Source organism: Pseudomonas sp. P1_C12 (assembly GCF_056406435.1).
Map to the genome: position 1 here is coordinate 135,647 of NZ_JBFUAE010000011.1, position 15,654 is coordinate 151,300.

At 60.4% G+C, this 15,654-nt stretch carries 13 protein-coding genes; 1 reads left to right on the forward strand and 12 read right to left on the reverse strand.

All coding sequences use genetic code 11. From position 1 onward, the window contains the following. Positions 1-5 precede the first annotated feature (5 nt). Genes AC1D19_RS19445 through arnB form a run of 9 tightly spaced genes read right to left on the reverse strand, consistent with a single transcriptional unit; the run spans position 6 to position 10,392 of the window. Positions 6-1,589, reverse strand: a complete 1,584-nt coding sequence (locus tag AC1D19_RS19445) for an ArnT family glycosyltransferase (protein ID WP_477764189.1) — start codon at positions 1,587-1,589, stop codon at positions 6-8. 5 nt (positions 1,590-1,594) lie between these two features. After that, complete coding sequence (locus AC1D19_RS19450) at positions 1,595-2,974, reverse strand: UDP-glucose dehydrogenase family protein (RefSeq protein WP_477764190.1); 1,380 nt, start codon at positions 2,972-2,974, stop codon at positions 1,595-1,597. After that, positions 2,971-3,372 carry a 4-amino-4-deoxy-L-arabinose-phosphoundecaprenol flippase subunit ArnF gene (arnF, locus tag AC1D19_RS19455; protein ID WP_477753648.1) on the reverse strand — a complete coding sequence of 134 codons (402 nt, stop codon included), beginning with the start codon at positions 3,370-3,372 and terminating at the stop codon, positions 2,971-2,973. The genes AC1D19_RS19450 and arnF overlap by 4 nt, the downstream gene beginning before the upstream one ends. Beyond that, positions 3,369-3,713 carry a 4-amino-4-deoxy-L-arabinose-phosphoundecaprenol flippase subunit ArnE gene (arnE, locus tag AC1D19_RS19460; RefSeq protein ID WP_477764191.1) on the reverse strand — a complete coding sequence of 115 codons (345 nt, stop codon included), beginning with the start codon at positions 3,711-3,713 and terminating at the stop codon, positions 3,369-3,371. Before arnE ends, arnF begins: the two co-directional genes overlap by 4 nt. Beyond that, positions 3,710-5,359: a lipid IV(A) 4-amino-4-deoxy-L-arabinosyltransferase gene (arnT, locus tag AC1D19_RS19465; RefSeq protein ID WP_477764192.1), complete on the reverse strand. Its 1,650-nt coding sequence runs from the start codon at positions 5,357-5,359 to the stop codon at positions 3,710-3,712. The genes arnE and arnT overlap by 4 nt, the downstream gene beginning before the upstream one ends. Further along, positions 5,356-6,240, reverse strand: coding sequence for a 4-deoxy-4-formamido-L-arabinose-phosphoundecaprenol deformylase (gene arnD, locus AC1D19_RS19470; RefSeq protein ID WP_477764193.1), 885 nt, complete (start codon positions 6,238-6,240; stop codon positions 5,356-5,358). Before arnD ends, arnT begins: the two co-directional genes overlap by 4 nt. Next, positions 6,240-8,231 (reverse strand): bifunctional UDP-4-amino-4-deoxy-L-arabinose formyltransferase/UDP-glucuronic acid oxidase ArnA, encoded by a 1,992-nt coding sequence (gene arnA, locus AC1D19_RS19475; protein WP_477764194.1) that lies wholly within the window; start codon positions 8,229-8,231, stop codon positions 6,240-6,242. The genes arnD and arnA overlap by 1 nt, the downstream gene beginning before the upstream one ends. Beyond that, the gene (gene arnC, locus AC1D19_RS19480; RefSeq protein ID WP_477764195.1) at positions 8,228-9,247 is read right to left on the reverse strand and encodes an undecaprenyl-phosphate 4-deoxy-4-formamido-L-arabinose transferase; all 1,020 of its coding nucleotides are present in this window, start codon (positions 9,245-9,247) and stop codon (positions 8,228-8,230) included. The genes arnA and arnC overlap by 4 nt, the downstream gene beginning before the upstream one ends. Beyond that, positions 9,244-10,392, reverse strand: coding sequence for a UDP-4-amino-4-deoxy-L-arabinose aminotransferase (gene arnB / locus AC1D19_RS19485; protein ID WP_477764196.1), 1,149 nt, complete (start codon positions 10,390-10,392; stop codon positions 9,244-9,246). The genes arnC and arnB overlap by 4 nt, the downstream gene beginning before the upstream one ends. Before the next feature lie 392 nt (positions 10,393-10,784). Here arnB and AC1D19_RS19490 point away from each other — a divergent pair, with 392 nt between their 5' ends. Further along, positions 10,785-11,723, forward strand: a complete 939-nt coding sequence (locus AC1D19_RS19490) for a site-specific integrase (protein ID WP_477753655.1) — start codon at positions 10,785-10,787, stop codon at positions 11,721-11,723. 4 nt (positions 11,724-11,727) lie between these two features. Here AC1D19_RS19490 and AC1D19_RS19495 read toward each other — a convergent pair whose 3' ends face one another. From AC1D19_RS19495 to AC1D19_RS19505, 3 genes are read right to left on the reverse strand one after another with little or no spacing between them, the layout of a single operon-like run. Further along, positions 11,728-12,798, reverse strand: coding sequence for an ABC transporter ATP-binding protein (locus AC1D19_RS19495; protein ID WP_477764197.1), 1,071 nt, complete (start codon positions 12,796-12,798; stop codon positions 11,728-11,730). Next, a complete protein-coding gene (locus AC1D19_RS19500) occupies positions 12,795-14,393 on the reverse strand; it encodes an ABC transporter permease (RefSeq protein WP_477753657.1) in 1,599 nt (532 codons plus the stop codon). Before AC1D19_RS19500 ends, AC1D19_RS19495 begins: the two co-directional genes overlap by 4 nt. A 4-nt stretch (positions 14,394-14,397) precedes the next feature. Further along, on the reverse strand, positions 14,398-15,411 hold the full coding sequence (locus AC1D19_RS19505; RefSeq protein WP_477764198.1) for an iron ABC transporter substrate-binding protein: 1,014 nt from the start codon (positions 15,409-15,411) through the stop codon (positions 14,398-14,400). Positions 15,412-15,654: the final 243 nt, after the last annotated feature.

Sequence of the window (15,654 nt, forward strand, 5' to 3'; positions counted from 1 at the left end):
GGGGTTTACTGGAGGTGCAGCAGCACGAAATCATTCTTGTCGAAACGCCCGCTCAGCACGGGTGGCAAGGCACCTATGGCCGTGCCTTGCAGTGTCTTGTAAACGTTCAGGTCCATCATCAGCCACGCCGGGCCCTGGATGGTTTCAAGTTCCTGTGGTGAATCGGTGAACTCCGGTTGCAGGCCTTGATTGATGTTGACCATGAACTTGATGGCTTTGGCATCCTTGCCCATCGCGTGCATCACCAGTGGTGCGGGGTCTTTTTGCACGAGTTCAAACGCTTCGTGGCTGAAGGTCCGGTTGTCGTAAAGCTGTCGCTGGATTGGCTCGAACTGCAGGATATATAACGACCACAGTGCCAGGACCGCGCAAAGGGCGAGAATCTGTGCGCGCCAGTGGGGCTGCTTGAACGCTGCCACGGCGATCGCTTGCAGCACGCCGAGAATGATGAACAACGAAGTGAGGGGAGCCACGTCTTCGGGGAATCTTCGCTGTATCACCAGCAAGGTCACGATCAGCAGCCCCGGGATCAGCAGCCAAAGCCCCTGCATCAATACGCGCAACCAACTGAACAGTCGACCTTGCACGGCGTAAAACGGATAAGCCGCAATGATCGCCGCCATGGGCAGCATCGGCAGCAGGTAACGGGCCTTTTTCGCCTGCGGGACAGAAAGGCCGACCATCACGATCAGCCCGGCGGCTGCGCAGTACAGCGTCAGGCGCAATGCCGGGCCTGACTGTTGTCGGCCAGAAGCGGCGATCGCCACCAGCGCCAGCACTGCCAGTGGCCAAGCCAGTGCGTAGTTGCCTACCGAACTGGTGAAGTAATACAACACCTCGTTGGAGCCTTCGCTACCGTCCATGCGTCCCATGAACTGCATGCGAATCACGTCCTGCAAGAAGGCCGGGCCGCCGCTGACGTCCGCCAGCCACAACAACAGACCGATGCACACCGCCAGCAGCACCGCTGCCAGCAATCCGAAGACGATCAGCCGTCGCCATTGCCGATTGACCAGGAAATAGCTGCACAGCATCCCCGTAGGAATAACCAGGCCGATGGGCCCGCGAATCCAGAAGCCCAGTATCAGCAAGGCAAAGATCAGAACCCGGCGGCGCGGCGCCGCGAAGTGATCGGCGGCGTAGCCCAGGTAGAACACGCTGAACGCGACAGCTGCCAGCATCAGGTCGAGGGAAACCGCGCGGGTTTCCGTGATGAAGGTGTTGGTCAACAGCATCAAGGCGATGCTCAGCAGCGCCCAACGCGTGGAATAGGGTGCCAGCAGGCGGTACATCAAGGTGACGATGACCGCTGCGGCGATGGCGCTTGGCAGCCATGCGGTCAGGCTGGTGACCTGGCCGAACGGCAGTGAAAGCAGCCAGATGAATAGCGTAGAAAGTCCCGAATAGTCTGCGTAGGGCTGGCCATAGGTCGTCGGAAAAAACGACGGCCCATTGCGCAGCATCTCCTGGGCGAACAGCACGAAGCGCGAATCGAAACCGATGGCCGCCTGCTGATACATCCCGGCGCAGAACAACACCAGCGCCAACAGACCCAGCGCGAGGGACTGTTGGCGGATGCGAGGGATCATGAGATTCAGGCGACCACGGGTTCGGTTGACCATTGCTGGTAAGGAATCGGCAATTTGCGCGATTCGCCGCGGCCGATCGGGAAGTAGGTGAAACCGATGCGTGCCAGACGGTCTGCGTCGTACAGGTTGCGGCCGTCGAAGATCACCGGTGCGTTGAGCCGCTGCTGGATCAGCTCGAAGTCCGGCGCCTTGAACTGTTGCCATTCGGTGCAGATGATCAGTGCATCGGCACCGGACAAGACCGACTCAGGCGTACCCATGAGCATCAGTTTCGATTCGTCGGGATACAGCTTCTGGGTTTCCTGCATGGCTTCCGGATCGAACGCACGGACATTCGCCCCGGCGGCCCACAGCGATTCCAGCAACACCCGGCTTGGTGCATCGCGCATGTCGTCGGTGTTTGGCTTGAACGCCAGGCCCCACAAGGCAAAGGTCTTGCCACGCAAGTCGCCCTTGTAGAACGCGTTGATGCGTTCGAACAGTTTGTGTTTCTGCCGCTCGTTGATGGCTTCCACCGCTTGCAGCAGGTCGCTGGAGCAATGGGCCTCTTCGGCGCTGTGGATCAGGGCGCGCATGTCCTTGGGGAAGCAAGAGCCGCCGTAGCCGCAACCGGGGTAGATGAAGTGGTAGCCGATTCGCGAGTCGGCGCCGATGCCCAGGCGTACCGATTCGATGTCGGCACCCAGGTGTTCGGCCAGTTCGGCGATCTGGTTGATGAAGCTGATCTTGGTCGCCAGCATGCAGTTGGCGGCGTACTTGGTCAGTTCGGCACTGCGCAGGTCCATGAACATGATGCGTTCATGGTTGCGGTTGAAGGGCGAGTACAGGTCACGCATCACTTCACGCACTTCGTCGCGTTCACAGCCAACGACGATACGGTCCGGGCGGCGGCAGTCGGCCACGGCCGAACCTTCTTTCAAAAACTCCGGGTTGGACACGATATCGAACTGCAATACGCGCCCGGCATTGAGCAGGCATTTGTCAATGTGGGCACGCAAGGCGTCGCCGGTGCCGACCGGAACGGTGGATTTCTCCACCAGGATCGCCGGCTGTTCGCGATGACGTGCAACCGCTTCGCCCACCGACATCACGTAGCGCAAATCCGCTGAACCGTCGTCCCGGGATGGAGTACCGACCGCGATGAACAGCACCTCTCCGTGCTGTACCGCGAATTTTTCGTCGCTGGTGAACTGCAACCGTTTGGCGTCAAGGCCTTCGCGTACCAGGCTGGCCAGCCCGGGTTCGAAAATACTCACGTGGCCCTGCTTGAGCAGTTCGACTTTTTTCTGGTCAACGTCCATGCAGACTACGTCGTGGCCGACTTCCGCCAATACCGCTGCCTGCACCAGGCCAACATAACCGCTACCAAACACACTGATTTTCATGGGGCACTCCTTAATTCGGGCGCACGAGCAGGTCGAGAATTGATGGTAATGACGCCGAGGATGACCAATGCCACGCCAAGGCTTTTTGTAAGGCTGAATGATTCGTTGAACAGCGGCAGGCTGGCGGCCAGCAGGTACACCAGCGCGTAGCTGATGCTCAGCAACGAGTAGGCCCGGCCCAGGGGCAGGTCCCGCAGGGCGGCGAGCCAGCAGAGCATCGACAAGGCATAGGCGAAGATCGCTACGAGCACCACGGCAACGGGTGTCAGGTCGATGTGGGCGCTGAGCCAGTGTTCGGGTTGTGGCAGATGACTCATGCTCCAGCGCATGCCCAGTTGAGCGGCGCTGACCAGCAACACACTGCCCAGTGCGAAGGTGATACCGCGACTCAGGTTCATGCGTGTTGCCCCAGCAGTGCAACGCCGCCGATCACCAGCGCCACACCCAGCCAGTGGCGGCGGTCGATGGTTTCGTGGAACACGAAACGCGCGACCAGGGTGATCAGCACGAAGTTCAGGCTCAGCATCGGGTAGGCAATCCCGACTTCCAGGCGTTGCAGCACCAGCAGCCACACCAGCAGGCCCAGTCCCAAAGAGGCCAGGGCCAGCCAAAGCCAGGGTGAGCGCAGTCTCTCCATCCACCCGGAAGGTTTGCCGCGCCAGCTTTCTACCGCATATTTCTGGGCAATCTGGCCCAGGCAGGTCAGCAGGCAGGCGACCAGTAGCAATAGCAGGCTCATAGCGTCGCCTGAGGGATAATCAAAATAACCAGGTTGCCTTGTTCATACCGTTTGCCCTCTTTGGGCAATTGATCAAGTTCGCGCAGCTCTTCTTCGCCTTTGACCCGCATGACCACACCGACCGAGCCTAGTTGGCGAGCGTCGTGCATCCACTGTTGCACCTGGTCAGGGTTGACGCGCTGCTTGAGCGAATCAGGATAGGCAAGGCCATATTTCAATTCGCCTATCGTGTTGAAAAAAGCCACTTCCGGCCGTTTCACCCGCCAGGACAATGCCGACGCGGCACCCAGATCGTTGCTCAACAATTTGGCACTCTGGCCAAGCTCCTGGGCGTGATCGAGGATGAACTGGTCAGGCGTTTTGTTGGCGACTACGGAATTGGGCAGTCCGGCAGGCAATAAACCGATGAGCAGCAGGCTGCCAAAAGCCGGGGCTGCCCAGCACTGCAACGGGCGGAAGGCCTGCAGCAGGTTGGCCATGATCCAGCCGATCAAGCCGATGAACACCAACACCAGGTTGTGCAGTTCATGATCGTAAATCGGCTTTTTCAATTGCAGATAAACCAGGGCCAGCAGGGTGACCACACCCACCACCAGGTTCAGCAGGCCGTTGATGCCCAGGACGCGACCTTGCTCCAGCTTCAATCGGTCAGCCAGTGCATGGCCGAGCAACAATGCCAGGGGCAACAGGCACGGCAGGATGTAGGCCGGCAACTTGCCCTTGCTCAGGCTGAAGAAGAACAACGGCATCCACAGCCACAGCAGCAGGAACCCGATATTGGACTGGCGTCGGGTCTGCCAGGCTTGCTTCAGCGCGGGCGGCAGCAATGCAACCCACGGCATGCTGAAAGCGACCAGCAACGGCAGGTAATACCACCATGGCGCGTTATGCTGGGCATCGTCCCCGGCAAAACGGCGGATGTGTTCGTGCCAGAAGAAAAACCGCCAGTAGTCAGGCTCCTGGGCGTGCACTGCCAGCGCCCATGGCAGGCTGACGGCGATGGCGACCACGACCGCCACCGGGCCGTAGACCAGCAGTTCACGCCAGCGTTTTTGCCAGATCATCCAGGGCAGCGCAATCAGCACCGGCAGTAGCCAGGCCAGGAAACCCTTGGTCATGAAGCCCATGCCGCAGGCAAGGCCCAGCACCGCCCACGCGATCAGGCGTTGACCGCGGGTGACGCTGTCCAGGGCAAACCACAACGCGACCAGGCTCAGATTGACCCAGAAGGTGAATTGCGGATCGAGGTTGGCATACCCCGCCGAAGCGGCAATGACCGTGAAGCTCATGTACAGCAGCGCGCAGGCGAAACTCTTGCGCGGTTCGTTCCACATCCGGCGGGCGACCAGGTAGCACAGCAGCACGCTCAAACCGGTGCTCAGTGCCGAAGCGAAGCGCACTCCGAAGAGGTTCTGGCCGAACAGCGCCTGACCGATGGCAATCATCCAGTAGCCGGCCGCGGGTTTTTCGAAATAGCGCACGTCCATGAAGTGTGGCGACACCCAGTTGCCACTCAGGAGCATGCCTTGGCTGATCTGGGCGTAGCGGGTTTCGTCAGGAATCCATAAGCCATGGCTGCCCAATGGCAGCAGGTATGCCAGCGCCACCATGGCCAGCAGTAACGGCAAAGCCCAGCGTTTGCTCATGCGCCTTGCACTCCCAGCCAGCCTTCGCGACCTTCGAGCGCACCGCGTACCACGCGGCCGATCGGCAAACTGTCAGGGGCCTCGGGCAGCAAGTCGCCCAAGGGTTGAAAACGGATGTCCCGCTGATGTGCATCGCTCAGCAGTTGACGGAAATCATTAGCCATCAGAATCCCTTCTACCTCGGCATGGATCGTGTAGACATTGAGTTTTTCCGGCGTGAACCGGTCCAGGATGAACCTGTTGAAGTCCTTGGCGGCGACGGTCGGCCCGACCACTTCGTCGAAGGTCGGCAGGTCCACCGGAATTTGCGGTGCGCCCAGGCGACCATCGGCCAATCGTGGCTGGAACAGGCTCAGGCCGCGACAATCGCTGTTATAGCGAAAGCCGAAGCCCTGCTTGGCTTCGATCACACGCTCGTCGGCACGCCAGCCGGCGGACGCCGAGCAGGTGATCTTGTCCCCGAGAATGTCGCTGAGGGTGTCCACGCCACGGCGTATCTGTTCGACCAGTTGTGCGTCGCTCCAGCGCCCGGCGTTGGCTTGCCAGCCGTGGTGATCCCAGGCGTGCAGGCCAACCTCATGCCCGGCATCCCGGGCCTGGCGCATCAAGTGCCCCAGGTCGCGGCCGATCGGTTTTCCAGGCCATGCGGTGCCGGCCAGCAGAATGTCCCAGCCATACAGGCCGGCTGCGTTGGAACGGAGCATTTTCCAGAGAAACTGTGGACGGATGAGGCGCCACAAGTGGCGCCCCATGTTGTCCGGCCCGACACTGAAGAAGAACGTCGCCTTGATCTGTGCTTCATCAAGGATTTCCAGCAACCGAGGCACTCCCTCTCGGGTGCCCCGGTACGTGTCGACATCGATCCGCAGTCCCGCCTGCATCAACGCTTGTCCGCGATTTCGAGCATGGCTTCGCGCAAGAAGAAGTCCAGGGTGTTGCCGATGGTTTCACTCATCTCCACGGTTGGCGTCCAGTCCAGCAGGCGCTTGGCGTTGGCGATGCTCGGCTTGCGGTGCGACACGTCCTGGTAACCGGTGCCGTAGAACGCCTTGCTTTCGATGTCGCGGAAACCGGCGAACGGAGGGAAGTTGGCGCGCAGCGGGTGGGCTTCGAACTGACGCAGCAGCTCTTCGCCCAACTGACGGATGCTGGCCTCGTTTTCCGGGTTGCCGATGTTGATGATCTGGCCATTGCAGACATCGTTGTCGTTATCGATGATCCGTGCCAGGGCTTCAACACCGTCGGCGATGTCGGTGAAGCAGCGTTTTTGCTCGCCACCGTCGAACAGGCGAATCGGCGTACCTTCCACCAGGTTCAGGATCAGCTGGGTAATGGCGCGGGAGCTGCCGATTCGGGCCGAATCCAGACGGTCCAGGCGTGGACCCATCCAGTTGAACGGACGGAACAGGGTGAAATTCAGACCCTTCTGGCCATAGGCCCAGATCACGCGGTCCAGCAGTTGCTTGGAGACCGAGTAGATCCAGCGCTGCTTGTTGATCGGACCGACCACCAGGTTGGAGTTGTCTTCGTCGAAGTTGTTGTCCTGGCACATGCCATAGACTTCCGAGGTCGACGGGAAGATCACGCGCTTGTTGTACTTGACGCAGTAGCGAACCAGTTTCAGGTTTTCTTCGAAGTCCAGTTCGAACACACGCAGCGGGTTCCGGGTGTATTCGATTGGCGTGGCGATGGCCACCAGCGGCAGTACCACGTCGCACTTCTTGATGTGGTACTCGATCCACTCGGAGTGGATGCTGATGTCGCCTTCGACGAAGTGGAAGTTCGGGTGGCTGCGCAGGCGCTCGATGGCGTCCGAACCGATGTCCAGGCCGTAGACCTCGTAGCGGTCGTCACGCAACAGGCGCTCGGACAAGTGGTTGCCGATGAAGCCGTTGACGCCGAGGATCAGCACGCGGGTGCGACGTGGGGCACGGCCGGATTCGGCACCGCGCAGCACGGAACCGTCCACCAGGCCCAGTTCGTTGGCCAGTTGCGGACCGCTCAGGTACAAACCGTTGTCGTTGCGCTGGCCGGCGTTGATGATCAGCGAGTCTTGACCGCAGGCGATGCGCAGCGGGTCGACGCTGATGACGCGGCCTGGCGCCAGGCCTTCGTTGCCCTTGGCGACTTCAGCGCTCCAGACAATCAGCTTGTGCTCGCCTACCGCGCAGAAGGCACCGGGGTATGGCTGGGTCACGGCGCGCACGAGGTTGAACAGTTCTTCGGCCGGCTTGGCCCAGACCAGTTTGCCGTCAGCCGGAGTGCGACGGCCGAACACCGTGGCTTTGGATTCGTCTTGCGGTGTTTCGCTGACCTTGCCTTGCAGCAGCGCCGGCAGGGTGTCGCGCAGCAGTTCAGCGGCGGCGGTGCGCAACTTGCCGTGCAGGCTCAGCGCGGTGTCGCTGCGCTCGATGGCGACCTTTTGCTGGGCCACGATGGCGCCCGCATCGGCGCGCTTGACCATGCGGTGCAGGGTCACGCCGGTTTCCGTTTCGCCGTTGACCAGTACCCAGTTGGCCGGTGCGCGACCACGATAGCGTGGCAACAGGGAACCGTGGAGGTTGAACGCGCCTTTGCGCGCAGTGGCCAACAGCGGTTCGCTCAGCAGGTTGCGGTAGTAGAAGGAGAAAATGTAGTCGGGATCGAGTTTGGCGATACGCTCGATCCACAACGGGTGGTTGGCATCTTCCGGTGCATGCACGGCAATGCCGTGGCGGGCGCACAACTGTGCGACGGAACCGTAGAACGCATTCTCCTTCGGATCGTCGGCGTGGGTGAACACCGCAGCGATCTCAAACCCGGAGGAGAGCAGGGATTCGATGCCGGCGCAGCCAATATCGTGATAGGCGAAGACAACAGCTTTTGCACTCATGAAGGAACCTGATCTGAAGAAGTGGAAGTAAGGCCGTCGACGGTAACAACGGAAGAGGGGGATTCGGGCTGGCTACGCAGCACCTTTTCAATGAAGAAGCGCGGACGTGCGCGCACGTCGCTGTACATGCGGCCCAGGTATTCACCCAACAGGCCCATGCCGATGAATTGACCACCGGTGAAGACGAACAGCACGGCGAACAGTACGAAGGTACCGCCACCGGCCCAGCCGGAACCGAACACCAGACGCAACAGGATCAGCGCAATGGCGAATAGAACACCCAGGGCCGCCATGCCGACGCCGACGATGCTCAGCAGTCGCAGCGGCGTGGTGGTCATGCAGGTGACCAGGTCGAACATCAGGTTGATCAGGCGCATGGGGCTGTACTTGGAATCGCCGTGTTCACGCTCGGAGTGGGTCACGGGGATTTCCGTGGTGTGGCGGGCAAAGCTGTTGGCCAGGATCGGAATGAAGGTGCTGCGTTCACGGCAGGCGAGCATGGCGTCGACGATGGTGCGTCGGTAGGCGCGCAGCATGCAGCCATAGTCGCTCATGGCCACGCCGGTGGAACGCTGCACGGCGAGGTTGATCAGCTTCGATGGCCAGCGGCGCAAGGCCGAGTCCTGGCGGTTGTTGCGCACCGTCGCGACGACGTCATAGCCAAGTTCGGCCTGGGCCACCAGCCGCGGGATTTCTTCGGGCGGGTTTTGCAGGTCGGCATCGAGGGTGATGACGACATCGCCCTTGCACTGTTCGAAACCGGCCATGATCGCCGCGTGCTGGCCGTAGTTGCGGTTGAGGATCACTGCCACCACCGGGCTGCCTTCGCGGGAGGCGGCGTCTTCCAGGATCTGCGCGGAGTCATCACGGCTACCGTCGTCGACCAGCACGATTTCATAGGCCTGGTGCAACTGCTGGCAAGCCGCTTCAGTGCGCCGGAGCAACTCAGGCAGGCTTTCCTGTTCGTTGTAGACCGGAATGACGATCGAAACGAAGTTGATTGGGTAAGGTCTCAAAGGCTTCTGTCCATACAGTTTTCGATGGCACCGACGACGCGCTCGACATCATCGGTGGTCATGTCGGGGAACAACGGGATCGAACACAGCCGCGCCGAATTCCATTCGGTGTTGGGCAGGTACAGGTTGGGGTAACGCTGGCGGTAGTAAGTGTGCAGGTGCGTTGCAATGAAGTGAATACCTGTGCCGACATTCTGTTCCTGGAGCGCTTTCATGAATGCTTCGCGATCCAGCCCGCAGCGCTCGGCATCGATACGCAGGATGAACAGGTGCCAGGCGTGTTTTTGCGAATAGGCGGGGACGGCCAGCGGCTGCACCGGCAAGCCTTCCAGGCGCTGCAAGTAGGTCTGGGCCAGTTGAGTGCGCCTGGCGTTGATTTCGTCCAGGCGTTCCAGTTGCACCAGTGCGATGGCCGCGTTGATGTCGGCCAGGTTGTACTTGAAGCCGGGTTCGACCACCTGGGCCTGGGGCTTGCGGCCGTGGGTCAGGCGGTCGTAGGCATCAACCCCCAGCCCGTGAAACTTGAGCATGCGTACTCGCGAGGCCAGGGCCTCATCGTCGCTGACGAACATGGCGCCTTCGGCGCAGGTCATGTTCTTGATCGCGTGGAACGAGAAGATCGCCGTGCCTTTGGAACCGACGTGGCGACCTTTATAGAAAGTGCCTGCCGCGTGGGCGGCGTCTTCGATCACGGCAATGCCGTGTTTGTCGGCCAGGGCGTAGAGCGGATCGAGGTCGAATGCCGCACCGGCGTAATGCACCGGGATAATGGCTTTGGTGCGCGAAGTGATCGCAGCTTCGATAGTGGCCACGTCGGTCATCAGCGTGTCGCGGTCGACGTCGACGAACACTGGCGTGGCACCCAGCAGGGTGATCATGTTGGCGGTGGAAACCCAGGTTTGCGAGGGCGTAATGACTTCATCGCCGGGACCGACACCCAATGCCAGCAGGGTGATATGCATCCCGCCGGTGGCTGAGGAAAGTGCCACGGCATGTCGGCAACCGACGTAGTTGGCGAAGTGTTCTTCCAGTGCCTGGTTCTTCGGTCCGGTAGTGATCCACCCGGAGCGCAATACTTGCTCTACGGCCGCGATTTCTTCGTCGCCGATGCTGGGACGGGAGAAAGGGAGAAACGCCTGACTCATGGGCACCTCAGGGGCTGAAAACGTAAATAGCCTTTGAGGCTAAAAGGGATCCAAAAATCAGCATAGACGCTAAATCAGAATCTGCATCAAATCAACTAGTTACTGGTGTGGAGGTGAAAAACCGCGTCGGTTGACTTTTTTCGCCATGGCCGGCAGGTTGGACGTCCATTTGGGTTGCGCCGACTTTACAGAAGGTTATGCCCGATTTTGTGAAAGGAACATGAAAAAACGGTTGGGGAATCGTTTTATCTGAAGGCTATTAAGCCGCTGTTCAGACTTCTTCCGTTTACCGCGTTTTTAGGAAAAGTCCTACAAGTGTATTGTCTTTTATATCATCGTTATTTCACTTCTTAGTTGTTTCATTGAACTGTTTACATTCAAGGCCGTTTCGTTTGATTGACTTACCTGTTACTGACTCACGCTCACCCCTCACCAATCCGCTGACCCTGTATCTGGCGCGACTGGCGCCATCCAGCCAACTGACCATGCGTTATGTGCTGCAAGATGCCGCCGACCGCCTGGGCTTCGAAGACCAGGATATCGAGGAGATACCCTGGCACAACTTGCAGCCCGAGGATGTGATCGCCCTGGTGGCCACTTTGCGTTCGGATGGTTATGCGCCGAACACCTCCTCGCTGTATGTCAACGCGGTGCGCGGGGTGATGAACGAAGCGTGGCGCATGAGCCTGATCTCTCAGGACCATCTGTTGAAGATGCGTACGGTGAAGGGCATGGCCGGGACACGGCTGTCCCAGGGGCGCAATCTCAGGCGCACGCTGATTCAGGAATTGATGGCGGTCTGCGCCGCCGATCCGCGGCCGCAAGGCCTGCGGGATGCAGCGATCATCGGGATTCTGTACGGTTCGGGGATGCGCAAATCCGAATCGGTGAACCTGGAGCTGAACCAGGTCGATTTCACCGAGCGCAGCCTGCGGGTGACGGCCAAGGGCAACAAACAGTTGATCAAGTACGCCCCGGCCTGGGCCTTCGCCAAGCTTGAAGCCTGGCTTGAACTGCGCCGTTCGCTGCTCAAGGACGGCGAGCCGGACGACCCGTTCCTGTTCAACCGCATCCGCCGGGGCAGCCATATCACCCGTGAGCGCATCACCAAGCACGCGATTTACTACATCGCCCGGCAACGGGGCGCGCAGGTCGGGGTGAAAATCATGCCCCACGACTTCCGGCGTTCATTCATAACCCGGGTGATCGAAGAGCATGACTTGTCGATTGCGCAGAAGCTGGCGCACCACAGCAACATCCAGACCACGGCCAACTACGATGTGCGCGATGACAACGAGCGGCGTCGGGCGGTGGATCGATTCGATCTGTGAACGATCACATCTCGCTCAGCACATGGGCATGGCCGATGGTCGAGACCTGAACCGAGCTGCCGGCGGGTGGTGCATACATGCCTGAGCTGCGCACCAGCAGTGATCGGCCCGGTTGCTCGCGGCTGGTCAATGGCTGGAGTTCCACCGTCAGCGTGCAGGTGTTGCCGCTGAAGTCCCGGTCGGTGACCACGGCCCGGCAACCGCTGGCTTCCGGGTCGCTGGGCAGGATGCTGGCCAGTTGAAGTTGTTCGGGGCGCAGCATGATCTGCGCCGCGCTGTTGTTGCGGTGGTTGTTGACCGGGATCCGCCCCAGGTCGCAATGGGCCCAACCGGCCTCGATGCGTGCGGGCATGACCACGGCATCCCCCAGGAACAGGGCGGTCTGTTCGTCTTCGGGGTAGCGGTAGAGGTCCAGCGGATGCCCTGACTGGACCAGTCGGCCATGGCGCATCACCGCCAACTGGTCGGCGAACGACAGGGCTTCACTCTGGTCATGGGTGACCAGAATGGTGGTGACGCCCGCGTCTTCCAGCAGCCGCGCAACCATCTTGCGCATTGCGGCGCGCAATCCGGTATCGAGCGCCGAGAACGGCTCGTCCAGCAGCATCAGCCGTGGCTGTTGCGCCAACGCCCGGGCCAGGGCCACGCGCTGTTGCTGGCCACCGGACAATTCGTGAGGCCAGCGCTCGGCCATCTTCGCGTCCAGCGCCACGCTGTCCATCAGCTCGGCGACGCGCAGTTGTTTTTCAGTGCCCTTGGTCGCCAAGCCGAAGCCGATGTTCGCGGCCACGGTCATGTGTGGAAAGAGTGCGCCGTCCTGCGGCACGTAGCCGATCAGGCGTTGATGGGCCGGCACTTCGTGGGTGCCGTCGACCAGGGTCTGGCCATTGAACGAAAGACGTCCGGCGTCGGGGAATTCGAAGCCGGCAATCATCCGCAGTAACGTGGTTTTACCGGAGCCGGAAGGACCGACGATCACCGTGCGACTGCCGCTGGGCACCGACAGGCTGACGTTGTCCAGGGCGCAATGGGCGCCATAGGATTTGTAGAGGGCATTCAATTCAAGAGTGTTCATCGGCCAGCCGTTTTTTTCGATTGGTGATAAAGAAGTCCGGTCAGCGGCAGCGACAGCATAACCATCAACAAGGCGTAGGGTGCAGCGGCGGCATAATCGATTTCGCTGGTCATGGCCCAGAATCCGGTCGCCAGGGTGCGCGTGCCATTCGGAGCCAGCAACAGGGTGGCGGTCAGCTCGTTGGTGATCGCCAGGAACACCAGCGCCGCGCCGGCGGCAGCCCCCGGAGCGGCCAGTCGCAAGGTGATCAGCCACAGTGCCCGGGCCGGCGAGCGGCCCAGGCTGCGGGCAATGTTTTCCAGTTCCACCGGGGCCTGGGCAATGCCTGCGCGCAGGCTCACCAGCGCGCGGGGCAAGAACATCAACAGGTACGCCAGCAGCACGGTGAAGGTGGTTTGGTAAATCGGCCGGGCAAAATGGATCGTGACGGTCACCAACGCCAGCGCCACGATAATTCCCGGCAGGGAGCTGGTGATGTAGTTGCAGCTTTCCAGCACTCGTTGCAGTCGGCCGGGGTAGCGGATTGACAGCCAGGCGATCGGGATCGCCGCGCAGGTGGTCAGCGCCGCGCCCGCAATACCGAGCAACAGGGTTTGCTCCAGGGCCGGCAGCAATTCGGCCATGTCCCAGACTTCCACACCGCCGGCGATCAGCCATTTGCCCAGGGTGATCAAGGGCACGCCCAGGGCCAGGGTGCAGGTCACGATTTGCAGGGTCAACGAGAGCAGGGTGGATGCCGGTTTCAGGCACACGACCCGTTGCTCCCGGGCGCTTCCCGAACCGACGCGAGCATAACGGGCAGAACCCCGGGCGGCGGATTCGGCCGTCAACATCGCCAGGCAACACAACGCCAGCACGCTGGCCAGCATGTGCGCCGCTGCGCCGTTGAAGGTCGATTTGAACTGATCGAAGATCGCGGTGGTAAAGGTGTCGAAGCGGATCATCGCGTACAGGCCGTATTCGGCGAGAAGGTGCAGGCCGACCAGCAAGGCACCGCCGCAGATCGCCAGGCGCAATTGCGGCAACACCACGCGGAAAAACACTTTCCAGGGTTTGAGCCCCATGGATTCGGCGACGTCTTCAATGGCCGGGTCGAGCCGGCGCAAGGTGGCCGCTACCGGCAAATACAGGAACGGGAAGTAGGCGATGACCGAGACCAGGACACCGGCAAACAAGCCGTGGATCGGTGGCACCAGGCTGACCCAGGCGTAGCTGTGAACGAACGCGGGCACCGCCAGCGGTGCGGTGGCCAGCAACGACCACCAGCGTCGTCCGGGCAAATTTGTACGTTCTGTGAGCCACGCCAGTGTCACCCCCAGCGCCACGCACAACGGAATCGTCAGCAGTACCAGCAATACGGTATTGATCAGCAGTTCGCCAACCCGGGGGCGGAACACCAGGGTCACGACGGTTGACCAGCCTGTCTGCAGGGACACGCCAATAACGTAAGCGATCGGTAGCAGTGCCAGTAATGAAACCAGCACCGACAAACCGATCACCCATACACCGCCACGTCCCGCAAAGACTCCGCGGGATCGTCGACGCAAATGTGCGGGTGTCGCCTCGGCGACACCCGCAGGCAGGGTTTCAGGCATCAATTTAGAGCAGTCCGGCCTGTGTCATCAGCTCCACGGCTTTTTTGCTGTCGAGTTTGGAAGCATCGACAGTCGGCGCATCGAGTTGCTGCAGGGGCACCAGTTTAGGGTTGGATTCAGCGTTCTTGCCCACGGCGTACTCAAACGACTTGCCGTTTTTCAGGACGGCCTGGCCATCCTTGTCGGTAATGTATTTGAGAAACGCCTGGGCTTGTTCTTTGTGTTGGCTGGAAGCGAGGACGCCGCCGCCGGAGATGCTAACAAAAGCGCCCGGATCTTTGTGCTTGAAATAGTGCAGGGCGGTGTTTTTGCTGTTTTCGCCGGTCTTGGACTGATCCACCAGGCTGTAATAGTGGTAGATCACGCCGCTGTCGATCTGCCCGGCATTCACCGCCTTGAGTACCGAGCTGTTGCCACGGTAGTTGGTGTAGTTGGTTTTCATCGCTTTCAGCCATTCCAGCGTGGCGGCTTCACCCTTTTGTTCCAGGATGGCAGCGACGATGGCCTGGAAGTCAGCACCGCCTGGCGACGCAGCCCAGCGACCCTTCCAGCTCGGATCGGCCAGGTCCATGATCGATTTCGGCAGATTGGCTTCCGACAGTTTGCCCGGGTTGTACACAAACACCGTGGAGCGCGCGGCAATCCCGACCCATTTGCCGTGGGCCGGGCGATAGGCGGAGTCAACCTGTTCCAGCGTGGTCTTGTCGACAGGCGCAAACAGCCCGGCGTTGTCGACCAGCACCATGGCCGGGGAGTTTTCGGTCAGGAATACGTCCGCCGGAGAAGCCGTGCCTTCCTGCACGATCTGGTTGCCCATCTCGGTGTCATCGCCGTTACGCAAGGTCACGGGAATACCGGTTTCCTGGGTAAAGCCCTCGACCCAGGCCTTGGTCAGGCCTTCGTGTTGCGCGTTGTACACCACGATGCCGACGGAGTCAGCTGCGTAGACCTGGCCAGCGCTCAGCAAAGCGGTGGCCAGCAGGGCCTTTTTCAAGAACGAAGGGATGTTGGGAATCATTCTGCGAGCTGCTCCTGGTGCATTTTTCTGAAAGTCATACGCATTGAAACGCTTGTAAATCAATGCGAATCATTTGCATGTTTTGAATTGCAGGGAATGTAGAGATCCAAATGAGAAAATAACGTAAAAAAAACCGTAAATACATGTAATTTTCATTCAGATTAGCAGCGCTGTGCCCACTGTGGTTCGACTCGTCGCTTAAACGATGCGAAAACGAAAAACCCGAGAGGCCGGTTCGACCTC

Bases quoted from the DNA above. Each gene is read 5' to 3' on its own strand.
- arnB (WP_477764196.1), bottom strand. From the start codon at position 10,392: ATGAGTCAGGCGTTTCTCCCTTTCTCCCGTCCCAGCATCGGCGACGAA.
- AC1D19_RS19450 (WP_477764190.1), bottom strand. From the start codon at position 2,974: ATGAAAATCAGTGTGTTTGGTAGCGGTTATGTTGGCCTGGTGCAGGCA.
- AC1D19_RS19495 (WP_477764197.1), bottom strand. From the start codon at position 12,798: ATGAACACTCTTGAATTGAATGCCCTCTACAAATCCTATGGCGCCCAT.
- arnD (WP_477764193.1), bottom strand. From the start codon at position 6,240: ATGCAGGCGGGACTGCGGATCGATGTCGACACGTACCGGGGCACCCGA.
- AC1D19_RS19445 (WP_477764189.1), bottom strand. From the start codon at position 1,589: ATGATCCCTCGCATCCGCCAACAGTCCCTCGCGCTGGGTCTGTTGGCG.
- arnE (WP_477764191.1), bottom strand. From the start codon at position 3,713: ATGAGCCTGCTATTGCTACTGGTCGCCTGCCTGCTGACCTGCCTGGGC.
- arnA (WP_477764194.1), bottom strand. From the start codon at position 8,231: ATGAGTGCAAAAGCTGTTGTCTTCGCCTATCACGATATTGGCTGCGCC.
- AC1D19_RS19500 (WP_477753657.1), bottom strand. From the start codon at position 14,393: ATGCCTGAAACCCTGCCTGCGGGTGTCGCCGAGGCGACACCCGCACAT.
- arnF (WP_477753648.1), bottom strand. From the start codon at position 3,372: ATGAACCTGAGTCGCGGTATCACCTTCGCACTGGGCAGTGTGTTGCTG.
- arnT (WP_477764192.1), bottom strand. From the start codon at position 5,359: ATGAGCAAACGCTGGGCTTTGCCGTTACTGCTGGCCATGGTGGCGCTG.
- AC1D19_RS19505 (WP_477764198.1), bottom strand. From the start codon at position 15,411: ATGATTCCCAACATCCCTTCGTTCTTGAAAAAGGCCCTGCTGGCCACC.